Origin of the sequence: Dietzia sp. ANT_WB102 (assembly GCF_008369165.1) — a bacterium.
Taxonomy (GTDB): Bacteria; Actinomycetota; Actinomycetes; order Mycobacteriales; family Mycobacteriaceae; genus Dietzia.
Genome location: NZ_VOBA01000001.1, coordinates 1640037 through 1654494 on the forward strand (window position 1 = coordinate 1640037; position 14458 = coordinate 1654494).

At 67.5% G+C, this 14458-nt stretch carries 16 protein-coding genes; 10 read left to right on the forward strand and 6 right to left on the reverse strand.

Annotated features, from left to right (window positions below):
- Positions 1 to 1554: 1554 nt before the first annotated feature.
- Complete coding sequence (locus FQ137_RS07595; RefSeq protein ID WP_149291854.1) at positions 1555 to 2385, reverse strand: CoA ester lyase; 831 nt, start codon at positions 2383 to 2385, stop codon at positions 1555 to 1557.
- A 98-nt stretch (positions 2386 to 2483) separates the two neighbouring features.
- Positions 2484 to 2879 (reverse strand): VOC family protein, encoded by a 396-nt coding sequence (locus tag FQ137_RS07600; protein WP_149291855.1) that lies wholly within the window; start codon positions 2877 to 2879, stop codon positions 2484 to 2486.
- Positions 2880 to 3010: 131 nt separating this feature from the next.
- Here FQ137_RS07600 and FQ137_RS07605 point away from each other — a divergent pair, with 131 nt between their 5' ends.
- On the forward strand, positions 3011 to 4003 hold the full coding sequence (locus FQ137_RS07605; protein ID WP_149291856.1) for an ATP-binding cassette domain-containing protein: 993 nt from the start codon (positions 3011 to 3013) through the stop codon (positions 4001 to 4003).
- On the forward strand, positions 4000 to 4863 hold the full coding sequence (locus tag FQ137_RS07610) for an ABC transporter permease (RefSeq protein ID WP_149291857.1): 864 nt from the start codon (positions 4000 to 4002) through the stop codon (positions 4861 to 4863). The genes FQ137_RS07605 and FQ137_RS07610 overlap by 4 nt, the downstream gene beginning before the upstream one ends.
- On the opposite strand, the gene FQ137_RS07615 is transcribed toward FQ137_RS07610, so the two are convergent.
- From FQ137_RS07615 to FQ137_RS07630, 4 genes are all read right to left on the reverse strand, one after another.
- On the reverse strand, positions 4783 to 5190 hold the full coding sequence (locus FQ137_RS07615; RefSeq protein ID WP_149291858.1) for a transcriptional regulator: 408 nt from the start codon (positions 5188 to 5190) through the stop codon (positions 4783 to 4785). The genes FQ137_RS07610 and FQ137_RS07615 overlap by 81 nt on opposite strands.
- Positions 5190 to 5711 (reverse strand): hypothetical protein, encoded by a 522-nt coding sequence (locus tag FQ137_RS07620; protein ID WP_149291859.1) that lies wholly within the window; start codon positions 5709 to 5711, stop codon positions 5190 to 5192. The genes FQ137_RS07615 and FQ137_RS07620 overlap by 1 nt, the downstream gene beginning before the upstream one ends.
- Positions 5712 to 5786: 75 nt before the next feature.
- Entirely contained in the window at positions 5787 to 6293 is a 507-nt protein-coding gene (locus FQ137_RS07625) for a hotdog fold domain-containing protein (protein WP_149291860.1), read from the reverse strand.
- Between the two features lie 63 nt (positions 6294 to 6356).
- On the reverse strand, positions 6357 to 6962 hold the full coding sequence (locus FQ137_RS07630) for a TetR family transcriptional regulator (protein WP_255583790.1): 606 nt from the start codon (positions 6960 to 6962) through the stop codon (positions 6357 to 6359).
- Between the two features lie 111 nt (positions 6963 to 7073).
- On the opposite strand from FQ137_RS07630, the gene mftA reads away from it, so the two are divergent.
- The 8 genes from mftA (at position 7074) to mftG (ending at position 14448) form a co-directional block, all read left to right on the forward strand.
- On the forward strand, positions 7074 to 7160 hold the full coding sequence (gene mftA, locus FQ137_RS07635) for a mycofactocin precursor MftA (protein ID WP_067716580.1): 87 nt from the start codon (positions 7074 to 7076) through the stop codon (positions 7158 to 7160).
- Position 7161: 1 nt separating this feature from the next.
- Positions 7162 to 7488 (forward strand): mycofactocin biosynthesis chaperone MftB, encoded by a 327-nt coding sequence (mftB, locus tag FQ137_RS07640; RefSeq protein ID WP_149291861.1) that lies wholly within the window; start codon positions 7162 to 7164, stop codon positions 7486 to 7488.
- Entirely contained in the window at positions 7485 to 8723 is a 1239-nt protein-coding gene (gene mftC / locus FQ137_RS07645) for a mycofactocin radical SAM maturase (protein ID WP_149291862.1), read from the forward strand. Before mftB ends, mftC begins: the two co-directional genes overlap by 4 nt.
- Positions 8724 to 8802: 79 nt before the next feature.
- Positions 8803 to 10026, forward strand: a complete 1224-nt coding sequence (gene mftD, locus FQ137_RS07650; protein WP_149291863.1) for a pre-mycofactocin synthase MftD — start codon at positions 8803 to 8805, stop codon at positions 10024 to 10026.
- Positions 10027 to 10123: 97 nt separating this feature from the next.
- On the forward strand, positions 10124 to 10939 hold the full coding sequence (locus tag FQ137_RS07655; RefSeq protein WP_149291864.1) for a mycofactocin-coupled SDR family oxidoreductase: 816 nt from the start codon (positions 10124 to 10126) through the stop codon (positions 10937 to 10939).
- A 7-nt stretch (positions 10940 to 10946) separates the two neighbouring features.
- Positions 10947 to 11642 (forward strand): mycofactocin biosynthesis peptidyl-dipeptidase MftE, encoded by a 696-nt coding sequence (mftE, locus tag FQ137_RS07660; RefSeq protein ID WP_149292708.1) that lies wholly within the window; start codon positions 10947 to 10949, stop codon positions 11640 to 11642.
- The gene (gene mftF, locus FQ137_RS07665) at positions 11639 to 13138 is read left to right on the forward strand and encodes a mycofactocin biosynthesis glycosyltransferase MftF (RefSeq protein ID WP_149291865.1); all 1500 of its coding nucleotides are present in this window, start codon (positions 11639 to 11641) and stop codon (positions 13136 to 13138) included. The genes mftE and mftF overlap by 4 nt, the downstream gene beginning before the upstream one ends.
- A complete protein-coding gene (mftG, locus tag FQ137_RS07670) occupies positions 13135 to 14448 on the forward strand; it encodes a mycofactocin system GMC family oxidoreductase MftG (RefSeq protein ID WP_255583792.1) in 1314 nt (437 codons plus the stop codon). The genes mftF and mftG overlap by 4 nt, the downstream gene beginning before the upstream one ends.
- Positions 14449 to 14458: the final 10 nt, after the last annotated feature.

Consider the following 14458-nt stretch of genomic DNA (forward strand, 5'->3'; position numbering starts at 1 on the left):
GCGCATCTCACGAGAGAAAAGCGTGAATTTGCTGTTCAGCCCAGCGGTCGAGGGGTCGCTTCCAAACCCACTAGGGCCGGACCCTTCAAGAGCGCTGCGCGTGATGCCGAGCTCATGGCTGCCAAGTATCTGCGGGACATTGGGTTCCGCCATGCGTACGCGACACGGCGACATTCGATGGGAAGCGACGTACTCGGATCGAGTGTGGCCGCGCAGGCAAAATGGCAGAACGCCCTTGGGGTACGGCCGGCGATCTAGTCGTTCTTCGGGGCCTGCCATCCCAATGTCGCAGAACGCATTCTGTGCCGCTTCGACTTCAAGGGCTATGCCGCGCCCGCCAAGGAATACGCGGCGACCGCATCGATTGCGCTCTTTGCCTTCGATGGATCGACCAAACGCTGGGCGCCGGACAACGCTTACACTAAGTAACTACTCAATGCGCTGGAGAAGTTGCACTAGACGCACCGCTGAGCGTCTAGATGTGAAGACGAAGATCGTCTCGCCTCCGGTGGTGGCCATATCCCGCGGTGTAGGCGTCCATGCTCTCCGCGGGATCTGACCGATGACCACGGAGCTGAGTTTCGCAATCCTTCGAGCGATCGCGACACAACTCGTGCATACAGTTGACAAGCTGGCATACGCCCGAAGCGATGCTGGGAGAGCTGCCTGCGATGTTCCCTGGCTCGTACAGTTTTGTGGCATAGTCAGTTCATGGCAAAAAATAGTTTAAACATAGCGACCGGGCTTGAACCCGCCGTCGCCCGGTTGCACAAAAAGGCCCGAACAGCACTGGGGCAAAGCCTAGTCGGAAACGAACAGGTTAAGGTAGTAATAACTGGCTCGAGTAACCAAGCCATGATTGGGACCGGCCATAGAGTCTTTGTTTACAAAAAGGGTTTTATGGCTGGAGCCACTTTCGGCTCAGAGTTTACCTCCTGGGAATATAGGACCCTTGTAGGAGTTCAGATTCACACAGGAATGATGTCTGGCGCGTTAGTTCTCCAAGCTCCTGGACAGTCCGGTACCCAAACGAGCATTTGGAAAATGAACGATTCAGACCCTTATAGGGCACCTAATGCCATTCCGTTATCGCGTCCGTTTGATGAGGCCAAGCGGGGGGCCGCAGAACTCAGCCGCCTAATATCGCTGGCACATCACGATTCTGCGGGGTCGTCCTCCGCTGCGGTCAGCGCGGGTGGGGCATCTAGTTCGATCGCGGATGAGCTAGTGAAGCTGTCAGAACTAAAGTCGGCGGGGATTCTGAACGAAGTAGAGTTTGACCAATTGAAAGAACGTCTCTTGGGGGGCTGACTTTTCGAGGGTTTGTGCGCTTAATCTATTGGTCTTGGGTTGCCCTTGCAGTGCCGGGTGCGAATATTTTTCCATTCTGATTACGTGCACTCTTGTGATGGAAATCCGTTCGATCTTATAGTCGACAGCCGCACCTTTCACGATCTCGCTTTAGAGGGACGCGTTTTATCCAAAGGGACAGTGCCGTTCGATTGCGCGCTCTTTGCACACGTAGCCGGGGCCCGGCCGCGTCCGCAGGTCGCGTCAGTGGATGCTCGCGAACGCCTGCGCGAGGCGTGAGATCGTCTGGGCCCGGGCCAACCGCGGAAGGTCAGAGCCGTCCTGGCAGCGCTCGCCGCCGGGGCCCAGCTCGTCGATCACGGACTCGGCCCACGAAACGTCAGCGGCCGAGGGTGAGAGCACCTCGTTGATGTACGGGGCCTGGTCGACTCGCAGGCACAGCTTGCCGGTCATACCCATCTCAACCGCGTGCTCGGCGGCGTCCATAAGGACCTGCGTGTCGTTGGAGATGGTCGGCCCGTCGATGGGCGGAGCCACGCGGGCCATCCGGCTGGCCACCACGAACTGCGAGCGCGTGTACGCCAGTGCGATCTGCGACGAGCCGATCCCGGTGTCGCGACGGAAGTCGCCGACACCGAAGGCCAGCCGCACCACCTGGTCGGTCTTGGCGATCTCCGCGGCCTGTGCGAGGCCGTCGGCCGACTCGACGAGGGCGACAATCGGGGTGTTCTCGGCCAGGCGGGCGGCCGTGAGAGACACGTGCTCGGGGTTCTCGGTCTTGGCGAGCATCACTCCGTCGAGGCCTGGGCAGTGGCCGAGCGCCATGAGGTCTTTCTCCCACTCAGGGGAGCGGACGTCGTTGATCCGGATCCACGCGTGGTTTCCGGCTTCGAGCCACTGACGAACCTCGCGGCGCGCTCGTTCCTTCTCCGACTGCCGAATCCCGTCCTCCACGTCGAGGACCACCACGTCCATCTCCGACCTGGCGGCGTCGTCGAAGCGCTCGGACTTGTCCGCGGGCAGGAGCAACCACGAACGGGCAATGGTCGGCGGGATGGTCGACGTGGAGCTCATGAGTACCGGTCATCCTTTGATCGTGAGGCGGCGAAGGTCGCGCAACAACCCCTCCACGATACGTCGGGCGCTCCCGACGGGCCATGCGGGAACCACCCCTACATCTCGGGTGCGGTGGCCAACTGGATCAGATTGCCGCACGTGTCGTCGACGACAAGCGTCCACACCGGACCCATCTCGGTGGGCGGCTGCACGATGCGGGCGCCCCTCTTCTGCAGGTCGGCATACGCCTGGTGGATATTGTCCACCTCGAACTGCGTGGCCGGGATGCCGTCCTGGTGCAGGGCGGAGGTGTAGGCGCGCGCTGCGGGATGCTGGTTCGGCTCCAGTAGCAGCTGCGTGCCGCCCGGGTCGCCCGGATCCACCACCGTCAGCCAGTGGAAGTCACCGGCAGGGATGTCGTGCTTGAGGATGAACCCCAGCACGTCGGTGTAGAAGGCCAGTGCCTGGGCCTGGTCGTCGACATGAACGGAGGTCACTGTGATGCGCGGCATGCGATCGAGCGTAGGCGCGCAGGGGCCTCCGTCCTGTGCAGCGGCCGGATATCACCCGCTGCGGACATCCCTTGTCCGCATAGCGGACCTTGAGTGTTGACTCGGGCGTTGACGAAGGACACCCTTTTGAGGTGAGTACCCGACCCACTTCCGCGCCGGCGATCGAGGCAGAACACCTCGTAAAGCGATTCGGCGACTTCACCGCCGTCGACGACATCTCGTTCTCCGTGCCCACCGGGACAGTTCTCGGGCTGCTCGGGCCCAACGGTTCCGGTAAGACCACCACGATCCGGATGATGACGACGCTGAGCCCGCCGACCTCCGGAACAGCCCGCGTAGCCGGTCATGACGTGACGCGGGAGCCCGCGAAGGTCCGCAAGGCGATGGGACTGACCGCCCAGTCCGCGACGGTGGACGAGCTACTCACCGGGCGGGAGAACCTTCGCCTCATCGGCGATCTCTACGGACTGCCGAAGCGGGCGGTCAAGGCGCGGGCGGACGAGCTCCTCGAGAGGTTTGCCCTGACCGATGCGGCGACCCGCATCGCCAAGAGCTACTCGGGCGGTATGCGACGCCGACTAGACCTGGCGGCCAGCCTCGTCGCCGCCCCGCCGGTGTTGTTCCTGGACGAGCCCACCACGGGGCTGGATCCAAGGTCTCGCAATGAGCTGTGGGACGTCCTGCGCGACCTGGTCCGGGACGGTACGACGCTGTTGCTCACCACCCAGTATCTCGACGAGGCCGACCAGTTGGCTGACCGGGTGATCGTCATCGACCACGGGCGTGTCATCGCTGAGGGCACCCCGCTGCAGCTCAAGGACCGATCAGGGGCGGCGAGCCTGGTGGTGACGGTGTCCCGCCCGGACGACGTGGATGAAGCAGCCCGGGTGTTGGGTACCCGCATCGCGGACTTCCACGTCGACCGGGACGCCCGCCGGCTCACCGCGCCGTCAGAAGGCGTCTCCGCGCTCGCGGGGATTGCTGCCGCGTTCACCGAGGCAGGCATCGAACTGGATGACATCGGCCTGCAGCGCCCCAGCCTCGACGACGTCTTCCTCTCCCTCACCGGACGCAAGGCGGACGATCCCGAACTCGAGACCATTGATGAGGAGTCACGGGTATGAGTGCCATCGCCGACCCCACCGCGGGTCCGTCCACTGCTGAGCATTTCGCGGTGCCTGCCCGGCCCGACGGGCCGTCCTTCGGCAGGCAGATCTCGGCCCTGACCCGCCGCAACCTGTTTCACATCCGCCGCCAGCCGGAGAACCTGGCGGACGTCACGATCCAGCCGGTCATGTTCGTGCTGCTGTTCGCCTTCGTCTTCGGCGGGGCGATCGCGGTGGCGGGTGGGAACTACCGCGAGTGGCTGCTGCCGGGGATCATGGCGCAGACCATGGCGTTCTCGTCGTTCGTTGTGGCCTCTGGTCTGTGTAACGACCTCAACAAGGGGATCATCGACCGCTTCCGCTCGCTCCCCATCAAACGCGCGTCCATCCTTATCGCGCGGAGCGCCTCGAGTCTCATCCACTCGTCGATCGGCGTGGTGGTCATGTCGCTGACGGGCCTCATCGTGGGCTGGCGGATCCATTCCGGGGTCCTCGATGCCGTACTGGGTTACCTGATCCTGCTCGGCTTCGGCTTTGTGATGATCTGGGTCGGGATCGTCGTGGGCTCGCGGCTCAAGACGATCGAGGCGGTCAACGGGGTCATGTTCACCACGACGTTCCCCATCACCTTCGTCGCCAACACTTTTGCCCCGCCTGAGTCGATGCCGACGTGGCTGCGGGCGATCGCCGAATGGAATCCTTTGTCCGCCGTGGTTCAGGCCATGCGGCAATTGTGGGGCAATGCCCCAGCGGTGGGTCCTGACGCCGCGTTGCCGCTGCAGTACCCGGTGCTCGCGTCAGTGCTGTGGATTGTCGGCCTGACGGCGGTGATCGCGCCGATCGCCATCAGGGCCTTCGACGTCCGCACTCGCGACTGACTCGCGATCCGGTGTCGGAGTCCTTTCCGCGGCTGCGGCCAAGTCGCGCAGGGCGTCGAGGTGGCCGGTGAACGCTTGCCGGCCGGTTCGGGTGAGGGCCAGCCAGGTCCGTGCGCGACCAGTGGACCCGGCGGCCTTGGAGGTGGTCGCGTAGCCGGCGTCGGCGAGGACCTTGAACTGCTTCGACAGGACCGAGTCAGCCACGCCGAGTTCATCGCGGACGGATCCGAACTCCATGGACTCCACTGGGGCGAGCAGGGCGCAGATCCGTAGGCGGTGTGGGGCGTGAATGATCTCGTCGAACTGCGCCGCGGGACGTCTGGACATCATCGGCGACGGGGGGCGACGGCTGTGCCTGCGCGGATCTCGGCGCGCATGGCGTCGTCGACACGGCGTCCCAGCACGATCTGGGCGATGATGGCGACGACGGCCAGCAGAATGGCTAGCCACAGGGGCAGTGCCTGGTCGGTTGCCGTGGGCCAAAGCGAGATGACGAGGACAACCAAGACCACCGCGGCGTAGGCGAACCACCATCGGCGCGAGATGGGGCCGAGATTGCGCATGTCGACCCACAGGCCGGTGGTGCGCTGGTACCCGGCGATCAGAAGGACGATTCCCACCGCGCCGGCCACTGCGACCGGAACCCGGACGATATTGGGCAGGTTGAGGGCGGCGGTCAGCATGATCGCCGCGAGGATCACCGCGAGGGTTGGGTGGTACCACCACGGTGAGATGAGCCGGTCCGCGACGGCCCGGCGCGCAGAGTCGACGTCAGCCAGCGCCGCGGTGGGGTCGTACGGGGCGGGGTCGGGGGAAGTGGGGCGTGGGGGAGAGCCGTTGTTTTCCATGACGGAAACACTAGTCGTCCCTTTCCGTTTCCGCAACGGAAAGGGGCGACTATTCTTGGCGGAGTTCCCGGTGTCTCAGCGCTTCTTTTTGGGCGAGACCCGGATCGTGATGGCGCCGACGACGGGCTCGACCCCGGCATCATCGACGAACTTCAGTGGCACCTCGATGTTCTCGCCGGTGGTGATCACGTCGAAGTCGGGTAGCTGTTCCCACTCGGCGGTCACCGTCATGCCGCCAGTCGACATCGCGGGGTAGCGCACGTTCATTCCCACGGGGATCCAGCGGTGGGTGGTGGGGACCGTGGCCTCGGCGAGCACGCCCATCGCCATCTCGGCGAGGTTGCACGCGGCGATCGCGTGGAAAGTTCCGATGTGGTTGCGGTTGCCCCACCAGCCGGGGCCGCGCACGACGCAGCGGCCGGGCCTCAACTCGACGACGTGCGGCAACGAGCTGCCGAAGAAGGGGGCCTTGAGGCTCACCGCCGCACTGAACAGGCGGGAGCCGAAGGGGAGGCGGGTGGTCTTCTTCCAGAGTCGGTAGGTGGGGGTGGTCGCGGCGGGTGTGGGCGAGGTGGTGGTCACGACGACGATGTTACGGACGGGTAAGTTCCAGGGCGTTTCCAACCGTGCGCGAGCGCGATGCCCTCAGGCGAGGATCTGCGTGCCCTGCCGCAGCAGCGCGTGCAGGCGGGCCTGGTCGGCACCGGGCTCGGCTACCCACAGGCGGTAGGCCGAGAGTGCGATCCCGAGCGCGGCGTGCGCGGTCGCGGAGGGGACCAGATCGTCTACCGTCTCGCCGCGCCTGTCGGCGATGAAGCCGGCCACGGCCCGGCGCCAGTCGGCGTAGACGAGGGTCGAGTGCGCCTGGAGCTCGTCCACGCTGAGCAGGAGCCGCATTCTCAGTCGGTGGACCTCGGTCTGCGACGCGGGGAAGGTGTTGAACTCGATGAGTGCGTCGGCGAGAGCGTCGCGCAGCGGGGTCTGCTCGGGAACCCCCGCCAGGTACTCCAGCATGAGGTCGATCTGATCGTCGAACTCTCCCCATGCGATCGCGGCCTTACCGGGGAAGTAGCGGAACAGGGTGCGGCGAGAGATGTGGGCGGCATCGGCGATCTGCTCGACGCTGGTCGCCTCGTAGCCCTGACGGGCGAAAAGCTCGAGGGCCACGGCCACGATCGAGGCGCGCGTCGTCGATGGACGGCGTCCCGGAGTTCGTGTTCCGGGCATCTCCGGCACTTCCGCCTTTCCCATGTCACGAGAGCTTAGATGAGTGACCCTTGCAACTGGCACTAAGTGCCAATATGATGCAGGTCTCACCGCAATGTGGTGAGGAATGCCCAGGCGAAGACGAGAGGACACGGCATGGAGAACACGCAGAACACCGAGGTCGTGCTGGAGGAGGCCCTCATCGAGGAGGTCTCTATCGACGGCATGTGTGGGGTCTACTGAGATGACCTCCGCAGCAGCGCCGGCCGACGCCGGGCAGGGAGCCGCCTCGGCGGCGTTCGACCTCGACGTCGGCTGGCGCCTGCATCCCGGTGTGGCGCTTCGGCCGGAACCGTTCGGGGCCCTGCTCTACCACTTCCATACCCGCAAGCTCAGCTTTCTCAAGTCGCCGACCATCGTCGAGGTGGTCCGCACTCTCGCCGACCACCCTTCGGCGCGTGCCGCCTGCGCTGCCGCCGGGGTGCAGATCGACGACCCGGGTACCGCGCGGCTGTACCTGCACGCGCTCGGCCAGCTCGCCGCCTCGCGGATGATCGAGGAGACCTCATGACCAGCATGCTCGACCGCCCAGCAAGCCCCGCGCCCGTCGGCCGCCTGGTCGACCAGTTCGAGAGAGGGCTCGACGCCCCGATCTGCCTGACCTGGGAACTCACTTACGCCTGCAACCTCGCCTGCGTGCACTGTCTGAGCTCGTCCGGGCGTCGCGACCCGCGCGAGCTGTCCACCGAGCAGTGCAAGACCATCATTGACGAGCTGCAGAAGATGCAGGTCTTCTACGTGAACATCGGTGGTGGCGAGCCGACCGTCCGTCCCGACTTCTGGGAGCTCGTCGACTACGCGACCAGCCACCAGGTGGGAGTGAAGTTCTCCACGAACGGTGTTCGGATCGACGAGGAAGTCGCGCAGCGCCTGGCCGCCAGCGACTACGTCGACGTGCAGATCTCGATCGACGGCGCGACCGCCGAGGTCAACGATGCCGTTCGCGGCCCCGGCTCGTTCGACATGGCCTGCCGCGCACTCCAGAACCTCAAGGACGCCGGCTTCCGCGACTCCAAGATTTCGGTCGTGGTCACCCGCGAGAACGTCTCCCAGCTCGATGAGTTCAAGGCTCTGGCCGACAAATACGACGCGACGCTACGCATCACTCGCCTGCGGCCCTCCGGCCGGGGCGCCGACGTGTGGGACGACCTGCATCCCCTTCCCGAGCAGCAGCGTGAACTGTACGACTGGCTGGTCGCGCACGGGGAGAACGTGCTCACCGGCGACAGCTTCTTCCACCTGACCCCCTTCGGTGAGGGGCAGGGGCAGGGGTCGCTACCCGGTCTCAACCTGTGTGGAGCCGGCCGCGTGGTCTGTCTCATCGACCCGATCGGCGATGTGTACGCTTGCCCGTTTGCGATCCACGAGCAGTTCCTCGCCGGCAACGTCGTGGCAGACGGTGGCTTCGAGACGGTGTGGCAGACCTCGGAGCTTTTCCGGGAGCTGCGTGAGCCCCAGTCCGCCGGAGCGTGCTCGGCCTGTGACTTCTATGACAGCTGCCGTGGGGGCTGCATGGCCGCGAAGTTCTTCACCGGGTTGCCCATGGATGGTCCGGACCCGGAGTGCGTCCAGGGATACGGTGAGGGACTGCTCGCGGCCGAACGGAGCATCCCGGAGCCGTCGCAGGACCACACGCGGCCGATGGGCCTTGCAGCCCGCAAGCAGCCCACCGGTCCGGTGCCGCTGACTCTGGTCACCACTCCGCCGCGCAGGCCCACCAGCCTGTGCGACGAGTCCCCGGTCTGACCGTCGGCGGCGACATCCCATCAGGCCCGGCGGGGATTCCGCGGGCCGAAACTTAGTTCCCAGAGAAAGAAGCACACCTGTGTCCCGTCTGTCCAAGATCGCCGAGGCCAATCCTTGGCGCCAGAACCCGTGGTTCGAGTCGGTCGCCGAGGCCCAGCGTCGCGCGAAGAAGAAGCTCCCCAAGAGCGTGTACATGGCGCTCGTCGGCGGCAGTGAGGCCGGGGTGACGATCGACGACAATATGGGCGCGTTCTCTGAGCTGCAGCCCAAGCCGCACGTCATCGGCGCCAAGCAGGACCGCGACATGGCCACCACGGTGATGGGCCAGCCTATCAGCCTGCCGGTGATGATTTCGCCGACCGGCGTCCAGGCTGTCACTCCCGACGGAGAGGTGGACGTTGCCCGCGCTGCGGCCGCGCGCGGCACTGCGATGGGCCTGAGCTCGTTCGCATCCAAGCCCATCGAGGAAGTCATCGCGGCCAACCCGCAGACCTTCTTCCAGGTGTACTGGCTGGGCGGCAAGGAGAGAGTCCTCGAGCGGCTCGAGCGTGCCAAGGCTGCGGGTGCGGCGGGTGTCATCCTCACCACCGACTGGTCCTTCTCCATGGGCCGCGACTGGGGCAGTCCCGCGATCCCCGAGAAGTTGGACGCCAAGGCCATGCTCACCCTGGCGCCCGAGATCGCGGTCCGTCCGCGGTGGGCCATGGAGTGGGCGCGTGACGTGGTGACGAACAAGCGGTTCCCGGACCTGACCACTCCGAACCTCGTCAACCAGGGTGAGATGGGCCCCTCGTTCTTCGGCGCGTACGGCGAGTGGATGCACACGCCGCCCGCCACCTGGGAGGACATTGCTTGGGTGGTGGAGAACTACGACGGCCCGGTGATGCTCAAGGGCATCACCCGCGTCGACGACGCCAAGCGGGCCGTCGACGCTGGTGTCACGGCGATCTCCGTGTCCAACCACGGCGGCAACAATCTCGACGCGACCCCGGCCACCATCCGGTGCCTACCGCCCATCGCCGACGCCGTCGGCGACCAGGTGGAGATCCTGCTCGACGGCGGTATCCGGCGCGGTTCAGATGTGGCCAAGGCACTCGCGCTCGGCGCCCGGGCCGTGATGATCGGGCGCGCCTACCTGTGGGGCCTGGGGGCCAACGGACAGGCAGGTGTGGAGAACGTCCTCGACATCATGCGGTCCGGCCTCGATTCCAGCCTCATCGGCCTGAGCAAGTCGTCGATCTCCGAGCTGAACCGCGACGACTACGTGATCCCCGACGACTTCATCCGTCGCCTCGGCGTCTGATCCCGTCTAGGTACCTACCCGGCGCACGGTCGAGCGCGTCAGGGCCGACGCGAGCCCGCTACCTATCCGAAACAACCGAAAAAAGGACACCACCTCCATGGGAGATTTCGACGGCAAGGTCGTCTACATCACAGGCGTGGCCCGCGGCCAAGGCCGTAAGCACGCAATCCGCTTCGCCCGCGAGGGCGCCAAAATCATCGGTATGGATCTATGTGCCTCGCCGTCGGAGTACGTCAGGTACCCCACGACGACACGCGAGGACCTCGACACCACCATCGAGATGGTCGAGGCCGAGGGCGGCGAGATCCTCGCCGAGGTCGGCGACGTCCGTGACCTGGCGTTCCAGCAGGATCTGGTTACGCGTGGTGTCCAGAAGTTCGGGGGCCGCCTCGACGTGGTGATCGCGAACGCGGGCATCTGCAACTGGGGCAAGGTCTGGGAGATCGACGAGGCCCAGTGGCAGGACACCATCGACATCAATCTCACGGGCTACTGGAAGACGCTCAAGGCGACGATCCCGCACATGCTTGAGGCCGGAAACGGCGGTTCGATCATCCTCGTGAGCTCGGTGGCCGGCCTCAAGGCGATGCCTGTCCAGTCTCCGTACTCGGCGTCCAAGTACGGCGTGGTGGGCCTTGCCCAGACCACCGCCAAGGAGCTCGGCGAGCACGGCATCCGTGTCAATACCATCCACCCCTACGGCGTCCTCACGCCGATGGGTGGCGAGGACCCCGGCGCACACGAGGTGTTCGAGAACATGCCGCAGTTCCTGCCGCACTTCACGCCGATCCTCGGAATGGGGATGGCCAAGACCGATGACATCTCCGATTCGGTCATGTTCCTCGCCTCGGACGCGTCGCGCACGATCACGGCGTCGACGTTTACCGTCGACATGGGTGCGATCAAGGTCTGATCCCAAGATGGTGGGTGTGTCGGGCGCGGACGGTTGCACGGTGGCCGCCGTGCTGCCCCTCGGGTCCACCGAGCAGCACGGGCCGCATCTGCCGGTCGAGTCCGACACGCTCCTCGCCACTGCGGCCGCCCGGGCCCTCGGCACCAGGACAGGTTCTGCTGACGAGATCACAGTGCTCCCCGCTCTCGCGTACGGCGCGAGCGGGGAGCACCAGTCGTTTCCCGGGACGGTGTCGGTGGGCACGGATGCGCTCGCCGGGACGCTGCTGGAACTCGGTCGCTCGGTGTCGACATGGGCGGATCGACTGCTGGTGGTAAACGGGCACGGCGGCAACGTCGATGCGCTGCGCAGCGCCGTGCAACGCCTTCGCTACGAGGGGCGCGACGCTGCGTGGCTGTCCTGCCGCACCTCCGAGGATCCCACCGACACGCACGCCGGTCACGCCGAGACCTCGCTCCTGCTGCATCTACACCCGGATCTCGTTCGGGTGGACCTCGCCGCGCCGGGCTGCGTCGCACCCCTGCGCCACATCCTGCCCGCGCTGCGCGAGGGTGGGATCGCCGCGGTGAGCCCGAATGGCGTGCTGGGCGACCCCACCACCGCATCACCCGCTGAGGGGAAGCGACTGTGGGAGGCTCTGGTCCAGGACGCCCGCGACCGGCTCGACCGGTGGCGGCCGGGTGACGACGGGATGCTCCGATGAGTGAGGATCCCCACGTCGTACTCGACCGGCGCACCCGCGTTCTGCGGAGCGGGGGCGTGGTGCGGGTCCTCGGCGGCGACCCGGTGACCTTGATCACGCCGTCGCCTGCCGTGTCGGACCTACTGGACGGCGGCGAGGCGCTCTCCATCGACACGCCCGCGGGTGCGGCGCTCGCCCGAGCCCTCACCGACCGAGGGATGGCCCATCCCGCCGGCGGCGCGGCGGGCGCGCGAGCGCTGGGAGCCGTCGCGGTGGTCGTCCCCGTCCGCGACGACGCCGCCGGGATCGCTGCGCTCGTGAAGGCCCTCGCACCGGAACTCGCCAGAGGGCTGCACCTCGTCGTCGTCGACGACGGTTCCACACCGCCCCTCGAGTCCCCGATGCTCGACACCGCGCACCTCCGGCCGACCCCGGCCCCGCTCGGCACCGACACTCCGGGAACGGTCACTGTTCTGCGCCATCACCACTCCCGGGGCCCCGCCGCGGCGCGCAACGCCGGCACCGCCGCGGCGGTCGCGGCCGGGATGGAGGTGGTGGTCTATCTCGACGCCGACGTCATCCCGCTACCCGGGTGGCTCGACGTGCTACTCGCCCGCCTCGACGACCCCCGCGTCGCCGCTGTCGCGCCCCGGATCGTGGCCGCCGACCCCGGACGGTTCTGGGTGCGCGGTTACGAGACGGCCCGCTCGGCGCTCGACATGGGGCCCGAGCCCGCGCGGGTGCGACCCCGTACGCGGGTGGCGTACGTCCCGAGCGCCGCGCTCGCGGTGCGGCCCGACCGGTTGCCGGTACCTCCCGGCGGCGGGGGAGAGGGCCCGTTCGACGAGCGCATGCATGTTGCCGAGGACGTGGATCTGTGCTGGCGCATCGACGCGGCGGGCGGCCACATCCGTTACGAGCCCGCCGCGCGCGTGGCCCACAGACACCGCACGTCCGTGAGAGAGCTGCTGGGGCGGCGGGCGTTCTACGGGCGCGGAGCTGCCCCGCTGGCCGATCGCCACGGAGCGGCCGTGGCGCCGGCGGTCGCCGCGCCCTGGTCCCTCGCCGTGGCGGTGGGGGTGTGGAGCGCCTCTCCGCTGGGGTCGGTGATTGCTGCCGGTGCGATCGCGCGTGCGTGGTGGCGGACCCGTCAGCTCACCGGGAACTCCAGCGCGGCCGCCGAGCTGGTGGCGCGGGGCGCCAGCGCATCGATCTGGCAGCTGCCGGCGGCGTTACTACGCCCGTATTGGCCACTCACCGCTGTCGCGCTCGCCGCGACCGCCCCCTCACGTTCCCGCGCCGCCCGGGGCCTGCGGCGTCGCGTCGTGGTCGCGGCGTCGGCCGAGGGACTGTGGCACTGGTGGACCGCCCGGGATCCGGGGAGTCTCCCGGTCAACGAACCAGTCGGGCACGTTGTGCTCCACCGCCTCGACGACCTCGCCTACGGTGTCGGCGTGTGGCGCTCGGCGTGGGTGGCGCGCTCGGTCGATGCCCTGCGGCCGGAGCTCACGCGGTGACCAGCGATCGAAGAGACGTGGTGGTGGTGGGCGCTGGCCCGGCCGGGTGCGTGATGGCCCGTCGGCTGGCGGAGGCCGGCGCCGACGTCCTGCTGCTGGAGGCGGGCTCGGAACGTGCGTCATCGCGCGCGGGTCTGCTCGACATCGGGCACCGGTCCCGGGTCGTCTCGCGGCATCACGCGACGCTCGGGGATTCTTCTCTCGACCTGCCCCGCGGCCGCACCCTCGGCGGGTCCGGCGCGGTGAACGGCGGTTATTGCACTCCGGCTCGGCCGGTGGACATCGCGGCGTGGGGGACGGATTGGCCGCGGCGGTACGCGGTGGGCCTGGCACGCGCCGCCGAGCGACTGCGGCCCGGCCTGGCACCCATGGGCCCGGTCGCCGCGCGCGTGGCCGCAGCGTTCCCAGGCCGCGTGTCCGCCATCGGCCAGGCGCGCCTGGGCCAGCGGCGCGTGACCGCGTTCGACGCCTGGGACCCGCCCGGCGCCGGAGCCCGAGTGCGCACCGGGGCGAGGGTGTACCGGCTCCGGTGGGAGGGCGGGAGGGTCGGCGGGCGGTGCGACGGCGTGGTGCTCGACGACGACGAGGAGATCAGCGCCCGGCAGGTGGTGCTGTGCGCTGGGTCGATCGGGACGGCCGCTCTGCTCACGGGATCCGGGATCGGACAGGCCACCGGGCACCCGGTCGGCCGGTCTGTGCAGGAGCACCCCGAGTTGTTGTTGGACCTACCCGCAGACCCGGCCCCCGCGCCGGACCCCCAACCGGGGGGCCGTTCCGGCGGACTGCTGCGCCCGCACACCGGGCTGCCGGCCCTGCTCTCCCATGTCGTGCGCCTGACGCTTCCGGCGGGCGTCGCAGCGCTCCGGCCCCGTGGTACCGAGGCGCCCGAGGTTGAGATCCGCCCCTATGCAGTGCCGCTCCATCGCGTCATCCCGGGCCTCGAGCCGGGCCCCCATCGGATCGGGATCGCATTGATGAACCCGGTAGGGCGAGGCCACGTCCTCAGGGATGGGACCGTGCGGCTGGCGGATGACCCGCACGATGCGGCCGCGCTGGCCGAGGCTGCCTCGATGGTGGCGGACCGGTTGGGGCTCGACCGAACCGCCACCGCCTCCACCTCGCACCACCTGTCAGGTACGGCACGGATCGGGGAGGTGCTCGACGATTCGGGACGCGTCCTGGGGGTGGAGGGCCTGCGCGTGGCTGACGCGTCGGCACTGCCAACGCTGCCCCGGTGCGGGCCGTACTACACGGTGCTCGCCGTGGCCGAAGACCTCTCTGCGCGGATGGTTGCCGAGCACGCGTGGTAGAACGAAACGA